The organism is Flavobacterium sp. P21, assembly GCF_050632225.1.
Lineage (GTDB): Bacteria > Bacteroidota > Bacteroidia > Flavobacteriales > Flavobacteriaceae > Flavobacterium.
The window spans coordinates 98,655-121,566 of record NZ_CP192585.1 but is presented as its reverse complement, the minus strand read 5'-3'; the positions used below and the strand labels follow the sequence as shown (position 1 = coordinate 121,566).

Sequence of the window (22,912 nt, the reverse complement as noted above, 5' to 3'; positions counted from 1 at the left end):
TAAAGGATGCCGCTACTATCGGGGCTAGGGCACTCGGTTTTCAAAAGAAGATTTTTTTACTCCATATTTTGTTGTTTCAAAAAAATCTAATTATGTTGAATAATATAATCTATAGAAGTATAAATTGAACTTAAATCTACGTTTTATTATACATGGAAATCTAATTGAGAAGTGAATGTATCAATCTCTTTTCCATACATATCATAATAAGTGAATTCAATTTTGTGTTCTTTTAATTTTGCAAGATTCTTTTTTATTAAAGAAATGTATTGTTGGTTGCTATTATCACCACTAATATTTAAAATCTCAAGTTCTTTTTCTTTTCCAATTGCACAATGATTTTCAGAAATTGTGAATGAAAGAAATTTATGAGTTGCAATTGCGGAGTTCGGATTCAAAATATTTTCAAAACTACCACAGGCTTCATTTTTGCTATTTAAAATTTTAATTTCTTTGATTATCATTGGACCAAGGCCAATATTGTGAATAGTAATGCTTATGTTCCACATGTTTTTATCTAAAACTAGATCTGCATAAGGACGTACAAGTTCTTTAATTGTCCATTTGTTTCGCTCTTCCTCAATTGTTACTAATCTAATTGATAAATATACAAACACTAAAAAGTTAAGAATGGAAACTAAGGTGCCTAAAACCCCTCCGAGGTAATCTCCAAATTGAGCCCATCTTTCGGGATCATCTGAAATTTTATTGGAGGAAAATTGAATTAAATAAAATACAATTGATATTAGAATAACAAATAGACTTGAAATCCATAACCAAAAAACAAATTTTTTATTTGACATATTTTATACTTATTTGATGTGGCAAACAAAACCTTATTTCTCCATCCCTTCCAATTCCTCTTTCTTAGTTTTCTTCTTCTCAAAAGTCAAAACCAATGAAGGCAATACAACCAAATTAGCAAACATTGCAAAAGCCAAAGTACAAGAAATTAATCCTCCCAAAGCAATTGTTCCGCTGAAGCTTGACAACGTGAAAGTCGCAAAACCTAAAATCAAAACTACCGAAGTATAAAAAGTACTAATTCCAGTTTCTCTTAAAGCACTGAAAACCGATTTCTTCACTTTTCCGCCACTTTGAATCAAATCATGTTTGTATTTCGCCATAAACTGAATCGCATTATCAACCGAAATACCGAATGCGATACTAAATACTAAAATAGTCGAAGGTTTTAACGGAATTCCGAAATAACCCATCAATCCAGACGTAATACAAAGCGGTAAAACATTCGTGATTACAGATGCCATTACCATTTTGAAAGATCTAAATAAATACAACATTAATATCGCAATAACTGCAATTGCAAAAATTAGCGATTCGATTAAGTTGTCTACCAAATAAGATGTTCCTTTTTGGAAAACCAATGCTTTTCCGGTAACGGTAACTTCGTAACGATCTTTCGGGAAAATCTCAGCAATTTTTGCGTTTAATTTTTTCTCCACTTTTGCCATTTCATCTGTTCCAATATCCTTCATGAAAGTCGTGATTCGGGCATATTGTCCAGTTGAATCAACATAGGCTTTCATTAAGTTTTCTTTGCTATTTTTTGTCGCATTTTTAGCATAGCTCAAAATAAAAGCTTGTTCTTGTGAAGTTGGCAATTGGTAATATTCTGGATTTCCATTATAAAAAGCCTGTTTTGAATATTTAACCAAATTCACAATTGAAACCGGTTTTGCCAATTCTGGAATTTCAGCAATTGTATTTTGTAATTCATCCATTTTACGAATCGTCGAAGCTTTCATGACACCTTTTTTCTTTTTAGTGTCAATCATGATTTCCAACGGCATAACACCGTTGAATTCTTTTTCGTAGAATAAAATATCTTTAAAGAAAGAAGCGCTTTTCGGCATTTCGCCAATCAAACTTCCTGAAACTTTCATTTGAGCAACACCAATTACACTGAAAATCAAAAGCAAACCATAAACGATATAAACAATTTTACGTTTTGTTTTTACCAAGTCTTCAACAACATTCAATAAAGTCGAAATATAGGTTTTAGTCAAATGATATAAATGCTTTTCTTTTGGAAGTGGCATGAAACTGTAAATAATTGGCACAATAAAAAGTGTCAATAAATAAACAGAAATCACGTTGATTGAAGTTACCAATCCAAATTCAAAAAGCAAATCGTTTCCAGTAATCATAAACGTTGCAAAACCAATTGCTGTTGTCAAATTCGTCATCAAAGTCGAAACTCCAATTTTAGAAATAACACGCTGTAATGCTTTTGCCTGATTGTTATGTAATTTGATTTCTTGTTGGTATTTGTTGATCAAGAAAATACAGTTTGTAATTCCGATTACGATAATCAGCGGCGGAATAATTGCCGTAAGAATTGTGATTTTGTAGTTAAATAAACCAAGCGTTCCGAATGACCAGATTACGCCGACAATTAAAATGCAAATCGAAATAAATGTCGCTCTGAACGAACGGAAAAAGAAAAAGAAAATCAAAGAAACGGTCAATAAAGCGGCTCCAATAAATAGTCCAATTTCACCTTTCATGTCATCAGCATTGATGGTTCTGATGTATGGCATTCCTGAAACTTTTAAATCAATTCCGGTCGTTTTTTCGAATTTTGTAATTTTCGGAACTAAATTTTCAAGGATAAAAGTCTTTCTTTCCGGAGTATTAACTAAAGCCTTGTTGATGTATATTGCCGAACGCACACTGCCACTTTCTTTATTGAATAATAATCCTTCGTAAAAAGGCAAATTATGAAATAAATCATATTGAATGCTCTTCAAGTAAGCAGGATCTAGCGCTTTGGTTTGATCAATAAACGGACTTAAAACGAATTTTTCGTTAATTGTATCTTTTTCAAGTTTTTTCAAATCATTTAATGAAACAACCAAATCTACTTCTTTCGATTTTTTTAAGCCTGTCATCAATTCGTTCCAAGCGGCGTAGTTTTTTGGAGTAAAAAAGTTTTTATCTTGAAAACCAATAACAACTAGATTTCCTTCTTCTCCAAACTTGTCTAAGAATTTTTGGTAATCTTTGTTTGCTTTATGATCTTTTGGAAGCAAGTTTGCTTCGGTATAAGTCATAGAAAGGTTTTTCCACTGAAAACCAAGAAAAATGGTTAATGCAGAAAGCAAAACCAGAATTGTTATTCTGTTTTTAAGTATAATTCGGGCCAATTTTTCCCAGAACCCAACTTGAATAGCGTTTTTCATAAATTCTTTAAAAATGGTTGCAAATGTAGTGAAAATGCCTCAAAATCATAAACAATCGATTGTATTTTACGCAATGTTAACATAATTTTGCAAGTTTTTCTGTTGTAATGATTTTCCTGTTTTTTTCGGTTTAATTGTTAGCTTTTCTCATATTTGTAGTGAAAATCTAAATTCTTGGTAATTCAAAAAAAAATAACTTTTAAATTTTAGCTAATAAATGCAGGAAAACAATACTACAACTCTTATTTTTCTGGCAATTCTTTTATTGCTTGTGATCATAATTTGCTTTATGATTTATTTGTTGATGCAGGCTAAAAAAGCAAAAGATGAAGCCGAAAAAAGTTTTTATGCACTCGAAGTAAAAGTGAATGATTTGCAGTTAGAAACTTTAGAGTCGAAACTAAATCCGCATTTGTTCAAGAATATTTTAAATTCAATTCAATCACATGCTTATCAGACTTATTTCGCTTTAGATAAATTGGCAAATGTGCTGGATTATATTTTATATGAAAGCAAAAAGAAATTTGTTACTGCGAAAGAAGAAATTGATTTTGCACTGAATTTGATCGAAATCAATAAAATCAAAATCAGTCCGCTTTTTGAATTGAAAATCAAAACCAACATTAACAAAGAAGATAAACTTTATGATCAGCCATTATTGGCTCCGCTAATTTCGATTGATTTGATTGAAAATGCCTTTAAACATGCCGATTTGCAAAGCGCGGATGCTTTTATTTCGGTTGTTTTTGAGTTTAAAGACAATGCCTTTTTTATGACGGTCTCTAATAAAATCTCTGATAAAAAAGTAATGAAAAAGGAACGAAGCGGTTTTGGTCATGCAACTCTCGAACATCGTTTAAGGATTATTTACAAGAATAATTTCAAACTCGACAAGTTTGTAGAAAACGATGTTTATATTGCTCATTTAAAAATAGATTTACTTGGATACAAAACTGAAATGCTTGCTTCTGGACGATGAACTCCCGGGATTGACGTACTTGAAAATGCTTTGCGAACAAATTCCGGATCTGGAAATCGTAAAAACATATAATAATCCCGAAAAGCTTTTGTCTGATATTCCCGATCTTGATTTTGATCTGCTGATTTCTGATATCGAAATGCCAGGAATAGACGGACTTCACTTGGCCGAAGTGCTCCAAGATAAATTGGTGATTTTTTGTACTGCCTACAAAGAATATGCGACTGATGCTTTTAATATTGATGCCGTAGATTATATTACAAAACCTGTAAAATTAGAGCGTCTTCAAAAAGCAATTTCAAAAGCAATTGAGCGCTTTGAAAAACCAGAGACTAAAAAGAAATTTATTCAATTAAATACGGATAAAGGCAAGACATTACTTTATTTTAATCAGATTCAATATATAAAGACAGCTTTGGGCGACAGTCGAGATAAAACGGTTTTATTGACAGATGGCAGTTTTCTGAATCTGAAAAACATTAAATTTGATACACTTTTAAAAGAATTGCCCGAAGCCGATTTTTGCCGAGTGAATAAAAAGGAAATCATTGCCGTAAAAGCAATAAAATTCTTTAATCACAACGAAATTGTGTTGTATCATTTGGAAGAAAACAATAAAAATGCAACTTCGATTTTGAGTGAAACATATCGTTCTGACTTTTTGAGAAAGGTGAAAATATAACTTATTACAAAGTTTTTCGGACTTATTACATAGATTGAAAATTAGATTTCAAATTGCTTTTTTACATAAAATCGACTTCTGATATTTGTTTCATAATTTTAAAGAATTAAGTTATGAATAACTTTAAAAACTCTCTTTTTTACATTACAGTTATTGGCGGTTTTACAACTTTGATTTACTGGATCATTTCACAAGGCGCGTCTCTTGAAGCGGGTCGAAATGTAATTGAAAAAAATCGAAAGTAATCATTGGAATGACTTTCTGCATTCAATGGTTGAAAACCTTCAACATCCTCTTGCCATTTTATTAGCCCAGATTGTTACGATTATTTTAGTTGCACGTTTGTTTGGCTGGTTTTTAGAAAAATCGGACAACCATCTGTAATTGGAGAAATGATTGCAGGGATTGTTCTTGGGCCGTCTTTGGTAGGAATGTATTTTCCAGAGTTTTCAGCGACTTTGTTTCCAAAAGAATCATTAGGAAATCTTCAGTTTTTAAGTCAAATCGGTTTGATTCTTTTCATGTTTGTGATCGGAATGGAATTGGATTTGAAAGTGCTGAAAAATAAGGCACACGATGCTGTTGTAATCAGCCACGCCAGTATTGTTATTCCGTTTGCTTTAGGATTAGTTTTGGCTTACTTTATTTATGGAACTTTTGCGCCTGAAGGAGTTGCTTTTTCTTCCTTCGGATTGTTTATGGGAATTGCTATGAGTATTACGGCATTTCCGGTTCTAGCTAGAATAGTGCAGGAGCGAGGCCTTCAAAAAACCAAATTGGGAACCATTGCCATTACTTGTGCGGCTGGCAGATGATATTACGGCTTGGTGTATTTTGGCAGTTGTAATTGCAATCGTAAAAGCGGGTTCATTAGCAAGTTCATTATATGTAATTGGTCTTGCAATTTTGTATGTGATCATCATGTTGAAAATTGTTCGCCCGTTCTTGAAACGAGTTGGTGATTTGAATTCAACTCGCGAAAGTTTGAATAAACCAGTTGTTGCAATTTTCTTTTTGACACTTTTATTTTCTGCATACGCAAGAGAATTAATTGGGATTCATGCTTTATTTGGTGCGTTTTTAGCGGGAGCGATTATGCCGGAAAACAATAAATTCAGAAATATTTTTATCGAGAAAGTGGAAGACGTTTCTATAATTGTTCTTTTGCCATTGTTCTTCGTATTCACAGGTTTGCGTACACAAATCGGATTGTTGAATGATCCTGAATTATGGAAAATCACCGGATTGATTATCGTTGTAGCTGTTGTGGGGAAATTTTTGGAAGTGCTTTGGTCGCAAAATTTGTAGGGCAAAATTGGAAAGACAGTTTGGCAATTGGTGCTTTAATGAATACCCGCGGATTGATGGAACTAGTCGTTTTGAATATCGGTTATGATTTAGGAGTTTTATCTACAGAGATTTTCACAATGATGGTCATCATGGCTTTGGTTACAACCTTTATGACTGGTCCAGCGTTAGACTTCATAAATTTTGTTTTTAAAGATAAAGTTACAGTAGTTCCTGAGGAAATTGGAATAAAAAGCAAATACAAGATCTTGCTTTCTTTTGCAACTCCAGAAAGAGGGAAAAAATTACTTAAAATTGCCAACAGCTTAGTGAAGAAACAAGGAGATAATTCGCTAGTTACAGCAATGCATTTGTCATTGAGTACAGAAATACATTCATTTGATGTTAAAGATCATGAAAGAAAAATGCTAGTTCCTGTTATTGAAGAGTCAAAGAATTTGAATCAAAACATAAACAGTGTTTTTAAGGTAACAAATGATATCGATGCTGATATTATCGACACTGCTAATCAAGGTGAATATGATCTATTGCTGGTTGGTTTAGGACAATCTATTTTTGAAGGGACTTTGCTTGGGAAAATCCTTGGATTTACAACTCGAATTGTAAATCCAGACCGATTGATTGATAAATTCACTGGAAAAGAAGGCTTGTTTGAAAATTCTCCTTTTGATGAAAGAACACGTCATATTATTACGAAAAGCAAGATGCCTGTTGGTATTTTTATCGATAAGGATTTAGAAGAAGTTAATCAGGTTTTCATGCCGGTTTTTAGCAAAGAAGATGCTTTTCTTATTGAATATGCAAAAAAGCTAATCAACAACAATGGCTCGCAGATTACAGTTCTGGATGCAAGTGGAGAAGTGAAAAACACGCGCGATATTCAGGAAACGATTCGCTCGATTGAACAAATTGCACCAAATCATATTATGATTATGCATGACAGAACAATAAAAAAAGAGTTTTTAGAAAGCCAAAACTTAATGATTATTAGTTTGGATAGCTGGAAAAAACTGATAGAATCTCAAAGTACTTGGTTGAATAACACACCGTCTGTTTTGATTCTTAAACCATAAATAGTTTTTAAAAATTCAAATATATAAAATTCCAAATTCCAATTTTTTGATTGGGGTTTGGGATTTTTTCGAAGCTTATGGGTTTGCGTATAGTTTGTCATTCCGAGGAACGAGGAATCTCCACAAGAAACTCTACAATCAAAATCGCCAATCTGTGTTGAGCTACTTGCGGAGATTCCTCGTTCCTCGGAATGACAAAAATGCATGAAGATCTTTTGCGTTCTTATTTCAACAAATAGTTTTTTAGGTAAAGTTCTTGTGATCTTTGCGTAAAAACTTTTGCGAACTTTGCGGTTAAATTCGCAACAATTGAAATTTAATTACAATCCCAAATCAATAACATAAGAAATCTTAACCGCAATGTTATCTTCAAATTTCAGCAACTGATTTGGCCCATAACGATAAAATCCGCCTAAGCCAAAACCTTTGAAAATTCGGTTTAACTCAATTCCCGATTCAAAATAACCTTTGTCTAGTGTTTTGTAAGCAGGTCCAACATGCTGTTCTGGTTTTTCCATATTTCCCCAAGCCATTCTCGTCACCAATACTAAAGAAGGGCGAACTTTTTTCATGATTCTGATTCGATCAAAACCATGTTTTATTTGGAAAAACACATATTGGCTAGAGAAAAATTCATTAAAATACATCGTTTCAAAACTGTTTCTTCCGGCAAAAGTAATACGCTGAATTACGGTTTCTTTAGTTAGGTTGTTGGGCATTGTGTTGTATAAATGCGTAATTGGAACGTCGCCCATTGCATAGCCTCCTTGCAACAGCAAACTCGTTTTTTGCCCATTAAGATACTTTTTTTCGTATTCGGTCTTGAAATCTATTTTGCTGAATGTAAAATCGTTTTCCAAAACATTTGGCAACGATTGCGTAAATTGAAAAGTAAATCTAGGAAATCTTTTATCCGTCTCAGTTCTTCCTGTCGGAGTCTGCATGAATTCGCTGAATGGCGCCCAAACAATCGAAGCCATAGCAGTTGTCATGATATAATCGGAATATAATTTTCCGTTATAATTAAAAAGATAATCAAATTTTGGCTCAACATACGTTCTGGCTAATTCAAAAACAGCTTCTGTTTTCGGAATAAATTTGGTTTGAATATTCGCTTTCCAAGCAATGTATTTGTAAAAAGTACTAATGTTGATTGGCCTTGGATCATAAATCTTGAAAACACGTTTATCAACGGCAAAAACGGTACTCGCAATCTCACGGACATCATCTGTGTACGATCCGTTTATCCAAGTATTGGTGTTTTTGTCCAATAAAACACCAGAACCAATGTTGTATTTGAAAACACCGTCTTTTGTTCCGTATGCGCCATAACCTTCAATTCTGAAATGTTTAGAAAAACGATCATTAGTAACGCCGCCAAGACCTAAACGGAAGCCTTCATAATTGTTATAACTGATGATTTTTTTCAAATCCAAATCAATAGGACCGATAGGGAGATAACCGTTTATTATTTTTCGGCCTAAACCAAGACGTTTCTCAATCCTTTTGCTTAGCGATAAGCTGTCTATTAATTGATAGGTTCTTTGACCTTTTAAATCTAAACTTTCCTTGCGGTATTTGTTCCAAAATTCTTCAGGCTGTTTGTTCGCATCATCTTTGATTTCAATATAAAGCGATGGGTTTTTTATTGAAGGATTTGTGTTGTACTGAATATCGAAATTATTGCTTTCAGAAATTAAATACGTAAAATCTGAAGCTACTTTTTTCTCGGTTCATAATTGTCTTCAACATCGCCATCAAATTGAATTGTTCCACCTAAAATTTTTATATCGTCATCATTTTTTCCTTTTACAATTTTAAAAGTAGTATTGCTTTGAAACCAAATTTTTTCTTCAGGGACATATTCAAATTCATGTATGCCGCTAATATCTAAAACGGCTTTTATACGCATTACAGCTTTTGCAACAGCAAAATTTTCCTGATCGATATACAAAACACCTTCTAACGCATTTGTTTTTCGCTTTTTATTTTTAAAGTAAATCATAAAGGTATTGCGACCTTTGATTGGTACAGTATCCAAAAGCTTGTAATTGTAATCAGAAAATGCATTGTCAGCAATTGGGCTTTGATGTTTGGTTTCAAATAATTCATATTTCGAATCATAAATCGAAATAGATTGCAAGTTAAAAGCAATGATTTCGTAAACAGGCTGTTTAAAACCCGCCATTTTTGTTCCGAGAATGGTTTCTTTTAATTTGTTGTTTCCAAATTGGTATTGCGAAACTTTCTCCGTTTGAAACAAGTGCTGTTTGGTGATGATTTCTTTAAACTTATAATCGGAAGAATCAATGTTGATTTCTTTTTTATTGAAATCTTTGTAAGCCGCAGAAGAATCAATTCGGCCGTCAATTGAATCCGGATTTGCCGTAACAATAAGTTTGTTGTACGTTTTGTATTCAAAACTGCTTAATTTTTTCTGCGGATTGTTTTTGTTCTTGTTTGCAATAACTTTTTTGATGATTGTCAAAGCCGGATTTTCATTTGAAACAACAACTTCTTTTAAATCATCTGATTTTTGAGAAAGCGAAATCAAATAGAATTTTTTCTTTTCTACAACTGGAACTAATTTTGTTTGAAAACCAATATATGAAACGGCAAAAGTGGTCGTTTTTGAATTGATTTTAAGTTCAAATTTTCCGTCAACATCAGTAATTGTATTGTTATTGTCTGCTGTGGTTATGGTTGCAAAAGGAAGCGGTTTGTTATGAGGATCAGTAACAATTCCGTTTATTTGAAATTGCGCTTGAATAGTAAGCGTAAAAAACAAAGTCAACAAACAAAATAGCTTCATACAGGTGTTATAGTTTCAAAAACGAAAAGATTTTACTTTTGGTATGCAAAAATAAGAATAAAAAAATCCGTTTGGCAAGATTACACCAAACGGATTTTTTTATTTTGTGCCAAATAAAATTACACTTTCATGATTTCAGCCTCTTTTGCGACCAATAACTCATCAATTTTTTTGTGTAAGCATTTGTTAAGTTTTGAACTTCTTCTTCGGCAGATTTGCAGATATCTTCAGAAGTTCCTTCTTTTTCTAATTTTTTGATTTCAGTGTTGGCATCTTTACGAGAATTACGGATACCAATTTTAGCATCTTCAGCCTCAGATTTTGCTTGTTTTGCCAAGTCGCGACGGCGCTCTTCTGTCAAAGGCGGTACGCTGATGATGATTACGTCTCCGTTGTTCATTGGGTTGAAACCAATGTTAGCAACCAAGATTGCTTTTTCAATTACTGACAGCATGTTTTTTTCAAACGGTTGCAAAGTAATTGTTCTAGCATCTGGGACACTGATTTTAGATACTTGAGAAAGTGGCGTAGCGACTCCGTAGTAATCAACAAAAACACCTCCAAGCATTGCTGGAGAAGCTTTTCCTGCACGAATATTTAGAAATTCTTTTTCTAAATGTGCAATAGAACCATTCATTGATTCTTCTGTACTTTCTAATATGAAATCTATTTCTTCACTCATTTTTTTTGATTTTCAGTTTGATTTTCAGTTTTCAGTTAAAGTCTAATTATATGACTGTAAACTGTTACTGATGACTATATATTTACTACAGTTCCAATATTTTCGCCTTCGCAGATTTTCAAAAGGTTTCCAATTTTGTTCATATCAAAAACAACGATTGGTAATTTGTTTTCCTGGCTTAATGTAAAAGCAGTAGTGTCCATTACGTTTAATCCTTTTTTCAATACATCATCAAAAGAGATAAAATCAAACTTTACTGCTGATGCATTTTTTCTGGATCAGAATCATAAACTCCGTCAACACGAGTTCCTTTAAGGATAACATCAGCATTGATTTCGATTCCTCTTAAAACTGCCGCAGTATCGGTTGTAAAATATGGATTTCCAGTTCCGGCTCCAAAAATTACGATTCTTCCTTTTTCAAGATGGCGATCTGCTCTTCTTTTAATGTATGGCTCCGCAATAGATTCCATTTTCAAAGCAGTTTGCAAACGCGTTTTCATTCCTTTGTCTTCAAGTGCGCCTTGCAAAGCCATTCCGTTGATAACAGTTGCAAGCATTCCCATGTAATCACCTTGCACTCTGTCCATTCCTGAACTTGCTCCAGCAACGCCTCTAAAAATATTTCCTCCTCCAATAACAATAGCAATTTCTACTCCTTTGTCGTGAATTTGCTTGATTTCATCTGCATATTCGCCTAATCTTTTCGGGTCAATTCCGTATTGTAAATCACCCATTAAGGCCTCGCCGCTAAGTTTCAGAAGAATTCTTTTATATTTCATGTTTGTGTTGCGTTAATTTGTGCAAATATAGACATATTCTGATTTTTAGAAATAATGTTTACAAAAAAATAATTGGACGCTAAATTTAAATTTATAAAGAATTTTATAGGTTTTTTATATCAAATCTGATAAAAGTCATATCTCGGTCTAGAGAAAATCCGTAAATTTATGCTTAGCAAAATAATTATCTATGAAAAGCATTGTCGCCAAAGCGTTGTTCAATAGCCACTCTTATATTGAATACCGAAAAATAGTAACCGATTTATTATCTGAAGGAAAATCAACTGGAAATGAGCAATCTGACAGTTTGACTAATTATTCAAAATTGAATGAAGCCAGAATGAACCGACTAGAAAAGACGATTGAGATTTCTGAAAATATAAAATCAAAATTGCGAGCATTTGGATCATCATTATATCTGGCTGGTAATTTCTGAAGGTTGGTGTGGCGATGCGGCTCAAATTCTTCCAATCTTAAACAAAATGGCATTGGCTTCGGATAAAAAGATAGATCTCAGAATTGTTTTTCGCGATGAAAACGACGATTTGATGAATCAATATTTGACAAATGGCGGAAGGGCAATTCCAAAAGTAATTGTAATTTGTAAAGAAGCTGGAATCGTTCGCGCCGATTGGGGACCAAGACCAAAAGGTGCAACTGAATTAATGGCAAAACACAAAAGAGAAGTTGGACCAATTGATGAAAAAATCAAAACCGACTTGCAATTATGGTACTTGGCAGATAAAGGAATCTCAGTTCAGGAAGAGCTTGTCGAGATTATGGAAAATATCAAATATAACCGCTTATAATAGTTTTTTTGGAAAGTACTCATTAAAATAATTGTTAATAACGTGTTGATAATAAACTAAATAAGATGTTAAATAAAAGGTCTAAAGTTTTTATTTAATTTAAAATTTTGTATCTTAGTGAAACTATCCCACTTCTATTATTAATTTTCTGATTTACTCTTTTTATTGGTGTTTATTTAATGTTCAACTATTAAAAAATCACTATTATGAGAAAATTATTCGAAAGATTTTATGATTTCTTTTCACAATTTTTATTTGGAGGGAAAAATGTGCCTCACTATTAACTCAGAGGGAATGAGTATGGAATAACTGTACTTTGATTTACGAGCTTGGCACATTACGATCATTTTGTAATGTGCTTTTTTATGCATTTTATTTTTATTTTAGGCTTTCTTCAAACAAAGTAATATCAATTGCATTTTTTACATCGTAATCGCCAATTTTAGTTCGGCGTAAAACGGTTAAATGCGAACCAGAATTCATTGCTTTTCCAAAATCGTAAGCTAGAGAACGAATGTAAGTTCCTTTTGAACAAACTACTCTAAAATCTATTTCTGGGAGTTCAATTCTTGTGATTTCAAATTCGTGAATTGTAGTTTTTCTGCTTGCAATCTCTATAGATTCTCCTGCACGAGCGTGTTCATATAAACGAACGCCATCTTTTTTAATTGCCGAGAAAATAGGCGGTTTTTGGTCAATTTCGCCCAAAAATTGCTTTACTGTTTCATGAATCAAGGTTTCATCAATATGATCTGTTGGGAAAGTTTGGTCGATTTCAGTTTCTAGATCGTATGATGGAGTAGTGGCTCCGATGTAAAAAGTTCCTGTATATTCTTTAGCTTGGCCTTGTAATTCAGAAATCTTTTTAGTGAATTTTCCAGTACAAATCAATAAAAGTCCAGTCGCTAAAGGATCTAAAGTTCCTGCGTGACCAATTTTGAACTTTTTAGGAAGTCCAACTTTATTGATTAAAAGGTATTTTAATTTGTTGACAGCTTGAAACGAACTCCATTTTAATGGTTTGTCAATCAATAAAACTTGTCCGTTTAAATATTCTTCAGGTGTCATTATATAATCGTAAGCGGGTGAATGAAAAAGTGAATCACTAATAAAATGATTCCAGCAAGGATTCGGTAATAACCAAAAACTTTAAATCCGTTTTTAGTCAAAAATCCAATGAAAGTTTTGATTGCTAAAAGTGCTACAGCAAAAGCAACAATGTTTCCTATAACTAACATGTTTACTTGGTCGTGAGACAATTCAAATCCTGCTTTATAATAATCATAACATTTTTTTGCCGTTGCACCCAACATAGTTGGAACCGCTAAGAAAAACGAAAATTCAGCGACTGAAGTTCTAGTCAATTTTTGAGACATACCTCCAACGATACTTGCGCCACTTCGTGAAACTCCAGGAATCATTGCAAGGCATTGGAATAATCCAATTTTCAGTGCTTTTGCATAAGTGATTTCAGTTGAAACTTCTGGATCATTTGGCTTATTGAACCATTCGTCCACTTTCAATAAAATAATTCCTCCCAATAAAAGTGAGACTGCGACTGTTACTGGATTTTCTAGCAATCCATCAATAAAATCGCTTAATAGCAATCCTAAAACAACTGCAGGGATAAAAGCGACTAAAAGTTTAAAGTAAAAATCAAAAGTTTGAAAGAAACGTTTGAAGTATAAAATTACAACCGAAAGTATCGCGCCAAGCTGAATAACAATGGTAAAAAGTTTAGTGAAATCGTCATGAGCGATTCCGAAAAAAGAAGAGGCAATGATCATATGTCCTGTTGAAGAAACAGGCAAAAACTCTGTAATTCCTTCAATAATGGCAAGAACGATAGCTTGTAATGTGTTCATTTAGAATTTCAGATTTTAGATTTTAGATTTCAGATTGATTACTTCGCTTTGCTCAGTGTCTAAAATCTATAAACCTTTATTATTTAGATTTTTTGAAAATAGAATAAATCGTGATTCCAAAACCAATTAAAACAGTTGTTGGCGCCAAACGAATACGTCTAAAACTGAAAATGTCTTCGTTAAAAACATTTGGATCTGTGCTTCCTCCGCCAGACATTAAAATAAATCCTAGCGCTATAACAGCAATTCCAATTAATAAGATTTTGTAATTGATGCCGTCAAAAAGGAATTCCTGTTTTTGAACTTGTTGTTCTTCTTTATTATTGTTGTTTTTCATTTTTATGTGTTTGTCAGCCTGAGCGAAGTCGAAGGCATTTTTTTAAATCTAAAATCTGCAATCTAAAATCTGCAATCTAAAATTAATAAAGATCGTCAGTTCTTAAATTCAAGAAACGTTGCGTGGCAAAATGCGTGCTTACCCAAGTTATCAAAACTCCAAATCCGAAAACAGCGATTAAAACCAATCCGATTAATGCTTTGTCCTCTAAAATTCCTAAACCAGGGAAATTTGTTTCTACATAAATTAATAGGGCAATCAATGCGATAATTGCTAAAACAGCACCCAACATTCCTAATTTTACACTACGCATTACAAAAGGCTTACGAATAAAGGCTTTTGTAGCGCCAACCATTTGCATGGTTTTAATAATGAATCTGTTTGAGTGTATTGATAGACGTAATGAGCTATTGATTAATAAAACAGCAATTACAGCAAGGAAACCGCTGATAATCAAAATCCACATACTTACTTTTTTGATATTGTCGTTTACAAGATTTATCAATTGTTTGTCGTAAACAATATCTTCGATCATCGTATTTTGACGTAATTTGCTTTCAATTTTAGAAATGCTGTCTCTTTCAACATAATCAGCTTTTAAGTGAATGTCGTACGAGTTCAATAACGGATTTTCGCCCAAGAAAGTCAGGAAATCTTCTCCAATAATATCAGTGTGTTCTTTTGCGGCTTTTTCTTTGGTTACATAAACAAAAGATTTTGCAAAAGGCGCTCTTTTTAGTTCGGTATTAAACGCTTTGATAACGCTGTCATTTGCTTCATTTTTGAAGAAAACAGTCATGGCGATTTTTTCTTTAAAATCGTTGGCTAGCTTTCTTGAATTAATAATGAATAATCCTAGAACTCCCAATAGGAATAATACTAGAAATACACTTAATACAACCGAAAAATAAGAGGAAATTAACCTGCGTTTTTGAAATTTATCAAAGTTAGAACTCATAGTTTGCTTAATTATGTGGTAAAAATAATAAAGTATTTCTTTATTTAAAGTTAATAACGAACTTTTATCCTATAAATGTACAATTCCTTGCTGAATAATTTTGTGTTTAACCGCAAAGTGCGCAAAGTTTTACGCAAAGTTCGCTAAGAAAAAGTATAGCCACAGATTAAAGGATTGAAATGATTTTTTAAAATCTGTGCGAATCCTTTTAATCTGTGGCTAAAAAAACTTAGTGTATTAAAATCTTCTTAATCCCTAAGCATCTTAGAGAACTTTATAAACTTCGATGCTTTTTAACCAATAAACATGTCTTGGTCCGGTTCTAGTATCATTTCTGCAAATGCCAATCATTTCGCCATTTTTTACTGGTTTTCCATTTTCTTCAAAGAGAATAAAAACATTATCTCCTGTTGGATTATTGAAAAGTTCTGCCCACGAAAAAGTTGCTTTGTAATCATCAGAAGCTCTTGCGACAATATAGAAGTTTCGGTCTTTATGATCTTCCTGTTTGATTTTTGCTTTTTCGAGAATATCTTTTAGAAGAACGCCTTTACAAGCTTTTATTTCTCTTTTTACTTCTCCATTTTTTCCAGTAATTTTAAAATTGTCAATGGTAACAACTTTCATTTTTTTAAGAGAATCAACTGTTAGTTGCAACGGAAATTCAACTTCGCCTTTTACTTCAATTTCGTGATTAACTAATTTTAAGCTGTCTTCTGCCGTAAGTGTTGCGTGTTGATGCTTTTTAGTTTCAGAAGTTTTTTCAATTGAAACTTTTTCTTCTTTTTTAGGAGAATTGCACATTATACATGTAAATGCAATCAGAAAAGTGAGAATGTAATTTTTAGTTTTCATAAAAGTGTTAAGGTTTAGATTTTTTTGGTTTCCCAAACTAAAGATAAATAATATAAGCCGCCAATTGAGGGTCCGCCAAGAATTGATGTATATGGTTTGTTCAAAATATTCGTTCCGCCCAATTTTGTTGTGATTCCTGATTTTTTGAAATAGTAATTTACTTGGGCATCCATTGTCCAATATGCGGGAACGGTTCCGCTAACTAAGAAAGAAACATAATCGAAATTATTTTGATAACGTGCACTTATACTTGCGCCAAGATTTTTCCAGATATTATTGGCCATTAAAGTTCCGTTTACGTTAAATTCCGGTGTGTTGAATCCGTCTTCCAAACCGTCTTTGTCGTCTGTCCTGTCGAGTTTTGTGTACGTAAGATTGGTTAAAGCTGTAAAAGTTTCGTCAAAACGGTATTTTAAACCTAAACTTCCACCGTAATTGTAAATTTTACTTTTAGAGTTTGTCCATAATCGGTAACGATTTTGAGTGTTTTTAGAATACAAAGCAGTCGGAATCAAATTTGGATCTGTCGTATTCGGAATACTGGCTTCGACTTGTGCAATGAAATTTTTATACGAGTTGTAATAGAAATCGGCATCAATAAAAAGATTTCGATTTAAAGTAATTCCTCTAAAACCAAATTCAAACGATTTTACAAATTCAGGTTCCAGATAAGTATATGGGTTTTTCTGAAGCGTATTTTTATTTTTTTCGATAGCCTGTGCCTGAGTCAAACCATTTGTATTAACATCTGTATTTACTTGCGCTTGAAATTTATCGATAGAAGCTTTTGTATAGGAGTTTTCGAAAATTCCATCAGACATAATTCGTAGTCCGCCAACACGTTTTACTCCACCGGAATTTACATTAGAAAATCCTTCGAAAATACTTGGAAAACGATAACCGTTTTGGTACGAAGCTCTAAAGTTCAGACTTTCTTTTGGAGAATAAACTGCGGTGAATTGTGGTGTAAATTTTACATCAAAATAATCGGCTTTATCCATTCTGACAGTTGCGCCCAATCTTAATTTATCAGAGAAAAAATCTTTTGTCACTTGTGTGAAAGCACCCGTTTTTTGATACGTCAAATTTTCATCAGCATGAACCGGATTGATGAAATAGTTTCCGTCAGGAACAATGATGTAATTTCTATAATCTACACCGCTCAAAAGTTTAGCATCGATTTTTTCGAAGAAAGATTTAAAAGCTTTATCCCAATTGAATAATCCTTCGCCATGAACCAAAGTCGATTTTACGCGCAAAGCGGCGCCAATATCCCAATTGTTGATGTCAATTAATTCGTTTTTCTTTTGCTCGTAAGCTTCAGTTCCCGGCAAAAATCGCCCTGCATCAGATTGTGTTCGGGCAATCCTGTGCGCGTCTGCAACGGATGCACCACCTATAATTGCGTTTTTGTAAGCAGTTGTGTAGTCTGCAAACCATTTGTCATCAGATTTATAAGCGCGATCCATATTTTCTGCCAAAGAACGCATGTTGTATGAATCGCCTGTGTTTTCGGTTGTTGCGTAAGCTTTTACTTGAAAAATTGGAGTATGATAATCGGCAGAAAATTGGTTTAAAGTATAATTGTCTAATCTAAATCTATTCGAGCGCTGATAAATCGTGTTGATAAGAGCCGTTTTGTAAGTCAGAGAAAGTTCATGATCTTTTTTTGGTCGAAAATACAATCCGAAATCAGCTTTGTAATTTTTAATATCATAATCAGAAATGTCTGTTTCTCGATACCCCGTTCTGGCCACAACATAATTTTTGCCATTTAAGTTTAAAGTTTTTCGGTTTGCCGATTCATTTCCGTAGCCGTTTACTTCGTCGTAAGCTGGGTTATCAGCGCCAAATAAACCAGTTGAAGCATTTGCGTTTGGAGCTAAATCGGTTCTGTCATCAGCAACCCAATCTGTGCCTCCGGTTGTCGAAGCATTAATTTTGAAGGCAAATTTCTCGTTGAAAGCTTTGGCAAATCTTAAATTAAACTGTGAATATATTTTTGGTGAAAACCGATCAATATTGCTAATATGATTTACTCCGGTTAATTGTTGAATGGCGATTCCTTGATATTCAAAAGGATTTTTAGTCTGAATATTAGCCAAACCATTAATGGCGTTCATTCCGTACAAAGCCGAAGCAGTTCCTGGAATAATTTCAATTTTATCAATATCAAGATCATTTGCGCCCAAAGCATTTGCAATTGGAGCGCCCAAATGTGGCGCCTGATTGTCGATTCCGTCCACTAATTGTGCAAATCGAACATTGGTAGAATTGGCAAATCCGCGAGTATTGATAACTTTAAAACCCAAACTTGGCGTAATAATTTGAACGCCTTTTACATTTTCAAGTGCTTCATAAATACTTGGCGATCCCATATTTTTGGCTTCCGCTGATTTTAATTGCTCAATGCTAATTGGCGAATGCATTATATTCTCAGAACGGCGAGAAGCTGTTATCACAATTTCATTGAGTTCTTCTTTTTTTATGCTGTCTTGTTTTGTTTTTGAATTTTGGACTTGCGAGAAACTTTTGAGGCTTATAAAAAGAAATAATAAATAGAGTTTTTGGTTCATGGTTTTGGTTGTTATTTTCAGTATGTTTTAAAATGAACACTGAAGATTAAAAAAAGGTTTTGGTTTTAATGCTTAATCTGTTTTGGGTCTTATTAATCTCGCAAAGGCGCAAAGTTTTTTCTTTTTTAAGCTTTGTACTATTCTCTTTGCGACTTAGCGCCTTTGCGAGACTAAAAACGTAAGTTTTGTAAATTATTTTCTTTAAATTAAAATTTCAGATTTTGAGTTTCTTTCTGAGCAAATTCTTTAATACGTTTTTCAACTTCATAAAAAACTGCAATGGCTTTTTCTCCAGCTTCGGTCAATTTTGCGCCACCGCCACCTTTTCCTCCCAGAAGTTTTTCAACCAATGGAGATTCAGCGCGCTGATTCATTTCTTCAACCAATTGCCATGCCTGACGATACGCCATTTTCATTTCTTTTGCGGCATTGGTAATTGATCCTGTTTTTCGAATGTTTTCAAGAAGCCAGATTTTTCCAATGCCAAGAAATGCACCTTCGGCTTCTTCAATCCAAACCCGGACTTCAACAGAATATTTTTTATTCATACTCATTTTGTTCTAATGACTTCATAAAAATAGAGATTAATGCATAAAAGTATTCATTCTTTTTTTCGAATGTTTTATAAAAAAATACTTGATACGTAATCTTGATCACAAACATACGTATTTTTACGTAATTAAAAATACGTATTTTGTTATTTTATTTGTTTGTCAGTGAAATAGCTTTGCTACAATGCGCAATAAATGTAAATTTGCGGCTAAATTAATTTAGTGAAAAGCTTAGAACCTTAGTAACTTAGAATCTTAGTCACTTAGAAATGAAGTACAATCCAAACGAAATTGAAGCCAAATGGCAAAAATATTGGGCAGAAAATCAAACTTTTGCGGCAAAAAATAACTCTGAAAAGCCGAAACATTATGTTCTCGACATGTTTCCTTATCCGTCTGGAGCAGGATTACATGTTGGACACCCACTAGGTTATATAGCTTCAGATGTGTATTCTCGTTTCAAAAGACATCAAGGTTTCAATGTTTTGCATCCAATGGGTTACGACAGTTTCGGATTGCCAGCGGAACAATATGCAATTCAGACAGGTCAGCGTCCAGAAGATACAACGCGTGTAAATATTGACGGTGGCGTTGATAAAGAAGGAAAGCAAATCGCTGGTTACAGAAAACAATTAGATAAAATCGGATTCTCATTTGATTGGGCGCGTGAAGTGCGTACGTCAAATCCGGATTACTATAAGCATACACAATGGATTTTTATCCAATTATTCAATTCGTGGTATTGCAGAAAACAAGGAAAAGCTTTTGATATTTCAGAGCTTGTAACTGTTTTTGAAGAAAGTGGAAATGCATTGGTTGAAGCAGTTTGTGATGACAACGTTGCAATTTTTTCTGCTGACGAATGGAATTCTTATTCTGAAGATCAAAAAGAAAAAATCTTGTTGCAATACAGAATGACATACTTGGCAGAAACCGAAGTAAACTGGTGTCCAGGCTTAGGAACTGTTTTAGCAAATGACGAAATTGTTAACGGAGTTTCAGAACGTGGAGGCTTTCCTGTTATAAGAAAAAAATGACACAATGGAGTATGCGAATTTCTGCTTATGCCGAACGCTTGCTTCAAGGTCTAAATGATATTGATTGGAGTGAGTCAATTAAAGAATCACAAAGAAACTGGATCGGAAAATCGGTTGGTGCTTTGGTGACTTTTAATGTGAAAAATCATGATGAAGTAATCGAAGTTTTCACTACTCGTCCTGACACAATTTTTGGAGTTACTTTTATGACTTTGGCACCAGAACATGATTTGGTTGCTAAAATTACAACTCCGGAACAAAAAGAAGCTGTTGAAGCTTATATCGAAAAAACAGCAAAACGTTCTGAGCGTGAGCGTATGGCTGATGTAAAAACCATTTCTGGTGCATTTACAGGAGCTTATGCAGAACATCCTTTTACAAAAGAACCAATTCCGGTTTGGATTGGTGATTATGTTTTGGCAGGTTATGGAACAGGTGCTGTAATGGCAGTTCCTTGTGGTGACGAAAGAGATTACGCTTTTGCTAATTTCTTTAAAGGCCAGAACGGAATGCAGGAAATCAAAAATATCTTCGCAAATGTTGATATTTCTGAAGTCGCTTATGGATCTAAAGACAACGTTGAAATCGCAAATTCTGATTTCTTAAATGGTTTAGATTATAAAAAAGGAACTCAAAAAGCGATTGAAAAATTAGAAGAAATCGGTCAAGGAAAAGGTAAAACAAATTACCGTTTGCGTGATGCTGTTTTCTCTCGTCAGCGTTATTGGGGTGAGCCGTTCCCAGTGTATTATGTGAATGGTCTTCCAAAAATGATCGAGTCTCAGCATTTGCCAATTATTTTGCCAGAAGTAGAGAAATATTTGCCGACTGAAGACGGTTTGCCTCCTTTAGGAAATGCGGCAGTTTGGGCTTGGGATACAAAACAAAATAAAGTTGTTGCAACTGATTTAGTTGATAATGCAACGATTTTTCCTTTAGAATTGAACACTATGCCAGGTTGGGCGGGAAGTTCATGGTATTGGATGCGTTATATGGATGCGCACAACGAAAATGAATTTGCGTCTAAAGAAGCTTTAGCTTACTGGGAAAATGTAGATTTATACATTGGAGGAAGTGAGCACGCAACAGGCCACTTATTGTATTCTCGTTTCTGGAACAAATTCTTAAAAGACAAAGGTTTTGCTCCAACCGAAGAACCATTCAAAAAACTGATCAATCAGGGAATGATTTTGGGGACAAGTGCTTTTGTTTATAGATTAGAAGGGACAAATACTTTTGTTTCTAAAAATAAAATTGGAGATCAAAAAGTGCGGCCAATTCATGCGGATGTTTCAATGGTGAATTCTTCTGATGAATTAAATGTAGAAAAATTCAAAGCTTGGAGAGAAGATTATGCTGATGCCGCATTCATTCTAGATGATAATGGAAAATATATTGTAGGTCGCGAGGTTGAAAAAATGTCGAAATCAAAATACAATGTAGTAACTCCAGATGATATTTGTGACGAATATGGAGCAGATACATTACGTTTATACGAAATGTTCTTAGGTCCTTTAGAGCAAGCAAAACCTTGGAATACTGCCGGAATTTCGGGAGTTTTTGGTTTCTTGAAAAAACTATGGAGATTGTATTTTGATGATAATGGTTTAATCGTAAATAACGACGAACCAACAAAAGACAACTTAAAATCATTGCATAAAACAATCAAAAAGGTGGCAGAAGATATAGAGAATTTCTCTTTCAATACTTCGGTTTCTCAATTTATGATTTGTGTGAATGAATTGTCTTCTCAAAACTGTCATTCAAGAGCGATTTTAGAGCCGTTAGCGATTTTGGTTTCACCATACGCGCCACATATTGCTGAAGAATTATGGTCACAATTAGGGCATACAACTTCAATTTCAGAAGTTGCTTTCCCAGCTTTTGATGCAAATCATTTGGTTGAAACCAATAAAGAATACCCAGTTTCGTTCAACGGAAAAATGCGTTTCACAATCGAATTGCCTTTGGATTTAACCAAGGAACAAATCGAAGAAATCGTTATGAAAGACGAAAGAACTCAAAAACAATTAGACGGAAGAACGCCAAATAAAGTGATTATTGTTCCTGGGAAAATTATCAACCTTGTAGGTTAGTTTTAAAATTCCAATATATAAAATTCCAAATTCCAATTTTACGATTGGAGTTTGGGATTTTTTTATTTTTTCCGCCACGAATTCACGAATTTTTATTCTCAAAGATTGTAAAAAATAATTCGTGAATTCGTGGCGGAAAATCTTTGCGTGGTCTTCGACTCCGCTCAGACTGACAATGCGTGTAGATTCTCATTGTAAGGAAAAACCTTTGCGACTTAGCGTCTTTGCGAGCAAAAAAACTAGCGCTCTTTGCGTAAATCTTTGCGCACTTTGCGGTTAAAAACCCGCACCAACATTGGGATTTGTAA

Annotated in this window: 13 protein-coding genes and 5 pseudogenes; 5 read left to right on the top strand and 13 right to left on the bottom strand. The window is 33.7% G+C overall.

Annotated features, from left to right (window positions below; translation table 11 throughout):
- Nucleotides 1-146: 146 nt before the first annotated feature.
- Both ACQ9BO_RS00580 and ACQ9BO_RS00575 read right to left on the bottom strand, forming a co-directional pair.
- Nucleotides 147-803 carry a hypothetical protein gene (locus ACQ9BO_RS00580; RefSeq protein WP_431243240.1) on the bottom strand — a complete coding sequence of 219 codons (657 nt, stop codon included), beginning with the start codon at nt 801-803 and terminating at the stop codon, nt 147-149.
- A gap of 33 nt (nt 804-836) precedes the next feature.
- A complete protein-coding gene (locus ACQ9BO_RS00575; RefSeq protein WP_431243239.1) occupies nt 837-3,203 on the bottom strand; it encodes an efflux RND transporter permease subunit in 2,367 nt (788 codons plus the stop codon).
- Nucleotides 3,204-3,420: 217 nt separating this feature from the next.
- Here ACQ9BO_RS00575 and ACQ9BO_RS00570 point away from each other — a divergent pair, with 217 nt between their 5' ends.
- The 3 genes and pseudogenes from ACQ9BO_RS00570 (at nt 3,421) to ACQ9BO_RS00560 (ending at nt 7,245) form a co-directional block, all read left to right on the top strand.
- Complete coding sequence (locus ACQ9BO_RS00570; protein WP_431243238.1) at nt 3,421-4,182, top strand: sensor histidine kinase; 762 nt, start codon at nt 3,421-3,423, stop codon at nt 4,180-4,182.
- Nucleotides 4,145-4,864 carry a LytR/AlgR family response regulator transcription factor gene (locus tag ACQ9BO_RS00565; RefSeq protein ID WP_431243237.1) on the top strand — a complete coding sequence of 240 codons (720 nt, stop codon included), beginning with the start codon at nt 4,145-4,147 and terminating at the stop codon, nt 4,862-4,864. Before ACQ9BO_RS00570 ends, ACQ9BO_RS00565 begins: the two co-directional genes overlap by 38 nt.
- Before the next feature lie 113 nt (nt 4,865-4,977).
- Nucleotides 4,978-7,245 (top strand): annotated as a pseudogene (locus ACQ9BO_RS00560) (cation:proton antiporter).
- Nucleotides 7,246-7,565: 320 nt separating this feature from the next.
- On the opposite strand, the gene ACQ9BO_RS00555 reads toward ACQ9BO_RS00560, so the two are convergent.
- The 4 genes and pseudogenes from ACQ9BO_RS00555 to pyrH all read right to left on the bottom strand — a co-directional run bounded on the left by ACQ9BO_RS00555 (nt 7,566) and on the right by pyrH (nt 11,520).
- Entirely contained in the window at nt 7,566-8,675 is a 1,110-nt protein-coding gene (locus ACQ9BO_RS00555) for a hypothetical protein (RefSeq protein WP_431243236.1), read from the bottom strand.
- A 287-nt stretch (nt 8,676-8,962) separates the two neighbouring features.
- Nucleotides 8,963-10,057 (bottom strand): DUF5686 family protein, encoded by a 1,095-nt coding sequence (locus tag ACQ9BO_RS00550; protein WP_431243235.1) that lies wholly within the window; start codon nt 10,055-10,057, stop codon nt 8,963-8,965.
- A 119-nt stretch (nt 10,058-10,176) separates the two neighbouring features.
- Nucleotides 10,177-10,739: pseudogene (gene frr / locus ACQ9BO_RS00545) on the bottom strand (ribosome recycling factor).
- Between the two features lie 74 nt (nt 10,740-10,813).
- Nucleotides 10,814-11,520: pseudogene (gene pyrH, locus ACQ9BO_RS00540) on the bottom strand (UMP kinase).
- A gap of 190 nt (nt 11,521-11,710) precedes the next feature.
- On the opposite strand from pyrH, the pseudogene ACQ9BO_RS00535 reads away from it, so the two are divergent.
- Nucleotides 11,711-12,329: pseudogene (locus tag ACQ9BO_RS00535) on the top strand (thioredoxin family protein).
- A 378-nt stretch (nt 12,330-12,707) separates the two neighbouring features.
- Here ACQ9BO_RS00535 and truB read toward each other — a convergent pair.
- The 7 genes from truB to ACQ9BO_RS00500 form a co-directional block, all read right to left on the bottom strand.
- A complete protein-coding gene (gene truB, locus ACQ9BO_RS00530; protein WP_431243234.1) occupies nt 12,708-13,397 on the bottom strand; it encodes a tRNA pseudouridine(55) synthase TruB in 690 nt (229 codons plus the stop codon).
- Nucleotides 13,397-14,194 (bottom strand): undecaprenyl-diphosphate phosphatase, encoded by a 798-nt coding sequence (locus ACQ9BO_RS00525; protein WP_431243233.1) that lies wholly within the window; start codon nt 14,192-14,194, stop codon nt 13,397-13,399. The genes truB and ACQ9BO_RS00525 overlap by 1 nt, the downstream gene beginning before the upstream one ends.
- Nucleotides 14,195-14,273: 79 nt before the next feature.
- Nucleotides 14,274-14,531, bottom strand: a complete 258-nt coding sequence (locus ACQ9BO_RS00520; RefSeq protein WP_431243232.1) for a DUF3098 domain-containing protein — start codon at nt 14,529-14,531, stop codon at nt 14,274-14,276.
- Between the two features lie 82 nt (nt 14,532-14,613).
- On the bottom strand, nt 14,614-15,489 hold the full coding sequence (locus tag ACQ9BO_RS00515) for a cell division protein FtsX (protein ID WP_431243231.1): 876 nt from the start codon (nt 15,487-15,489) through the stop codon (nt 14,614-14,616).
- 264 nt (nt 15,490-15,753) lie between these two features.
- A complete protein-coding gene (locus tag ACQ9BO_RS00510; protein ID WP_431243230.1) occupies nt 15,754-16,344 on the bottom strand; it encodes a molybdopterin-dependent oxidoreductase in 591 nt (196 codons plus the stop codon).
- A 14-nt stretch (nt 16,345-16,358) separates the two neighbouring features.
- Nucleotides 16,359-18,920 (bottom strand): TonB-dependent receptor, encoded by a 2,562-nt coding sequence (locus ACQ9BO_RS00505; RefSeq protein WP_431243229.1) that lies wholly within the window; start codon nt 18,918-18,920, stop codon nt 16,359-16,361.
- Between the two features lie 206 nt (nt 18,921-19,126).
- Nucleotides 19,127-19,468, bottom strand: coding sequence for a winged helix-turn-helix domain-containing protein (locus ACQ9BO_RS00500; protein ID WP_431243228.1), 342 nt, complete (start codon nt 19,466-19,468; stop codon nt 19,127-19,129).
- Between the two features lie 272 nt (nt 19,469-19,740).
- Here ACQ9BO_RS00500 and leuS point away from each other — a divergent pair.
- Nucleotides 19,741-22,604, top strand: a pseudogene (gene leuS, locus ACQ9BO_RS00495) (leucine--tRNA ligase).
- Nucleotides 22,605-22,912 lie beyond the last annotated feature (308 nt).

Coding starts and splice junctions, on each gene's coding strand:
- ACQ9BO_RS00520 (WP_431243232.1), bottom strand. CDS start 14,531: ATGAAAAACAACAATAATAAAGAAGAACAACAAGTTCAAAAACAGGAA.
- ACQ9BO_RS00525 (WP_431243233.1), bottom strand. CDS start 14,194: ATGAACACATTACAAGCTATCGTTCTTGCCATTATTGAAGGAATTACA.
- ACQ9BO_RS00510 (WP_431243230.1), bottom strand. CDS start 16,344: ATGAAAACTAAAAATTACATTCTCACTTTTCTGATTGCATTTACATGT.
- ACQ9BO_RS00515 (WP_431243231.1), bottom strand. CDS start 15,489: ATGAGTTCTAACTTTGATAAATTTCAAAAACGCAGGTTAATTTCCTCT.
- truB (WP_431243234.1), bottom strand. CDS start 13,397: ATGACACCTGAAGAATATTTAAACGGACAAGTTTTATTGATTGACAAA.
- ACQ9BO_RS00550 (WP_431243235.1), bottom strand. CDS start 10,057: ATGAAGCTATTTTGTTTGTTGACTTTGTTTTTTACGCTTACTATTCAA.
- ACQ9BO_RS00505 (WP_431243229.1), bottom strand. CDS start 18,920: ATGAACCAAAAACTCTATTTATTATTTCTTTTTATAAGCCTCAAAAGT.
- ACQ9BO_RS00570 (WP_431243238.1), top strand. CDS start 3,421: ATGCAGGAAAACAATACTACAACTCTTATTTTTCTGGCAATTCTTTTA.
- ACQ9BO_RS00575 (WP_431243239.1), bottom strand. CDS start 3,203: ATGAAAAACGCTATTCAAGTTGGGTTCTGGGAAAAATTGGCCCGAATT.
- ACQ9BO_RS00500 (WP_431243228.1), bottom strand. CDS start 19,468: ATGAATAAAAAATATTCTGTTGAAGTCCGGGTTTGGATTGAAGAAGCC.
- ACQ9BO_RS00580 (WP_431243240.1), bottom strand. CDS start 803: ATGTCAAATAAAAAATTTGTTTTTTGGTTATGGATTTCAAGTCTATTT.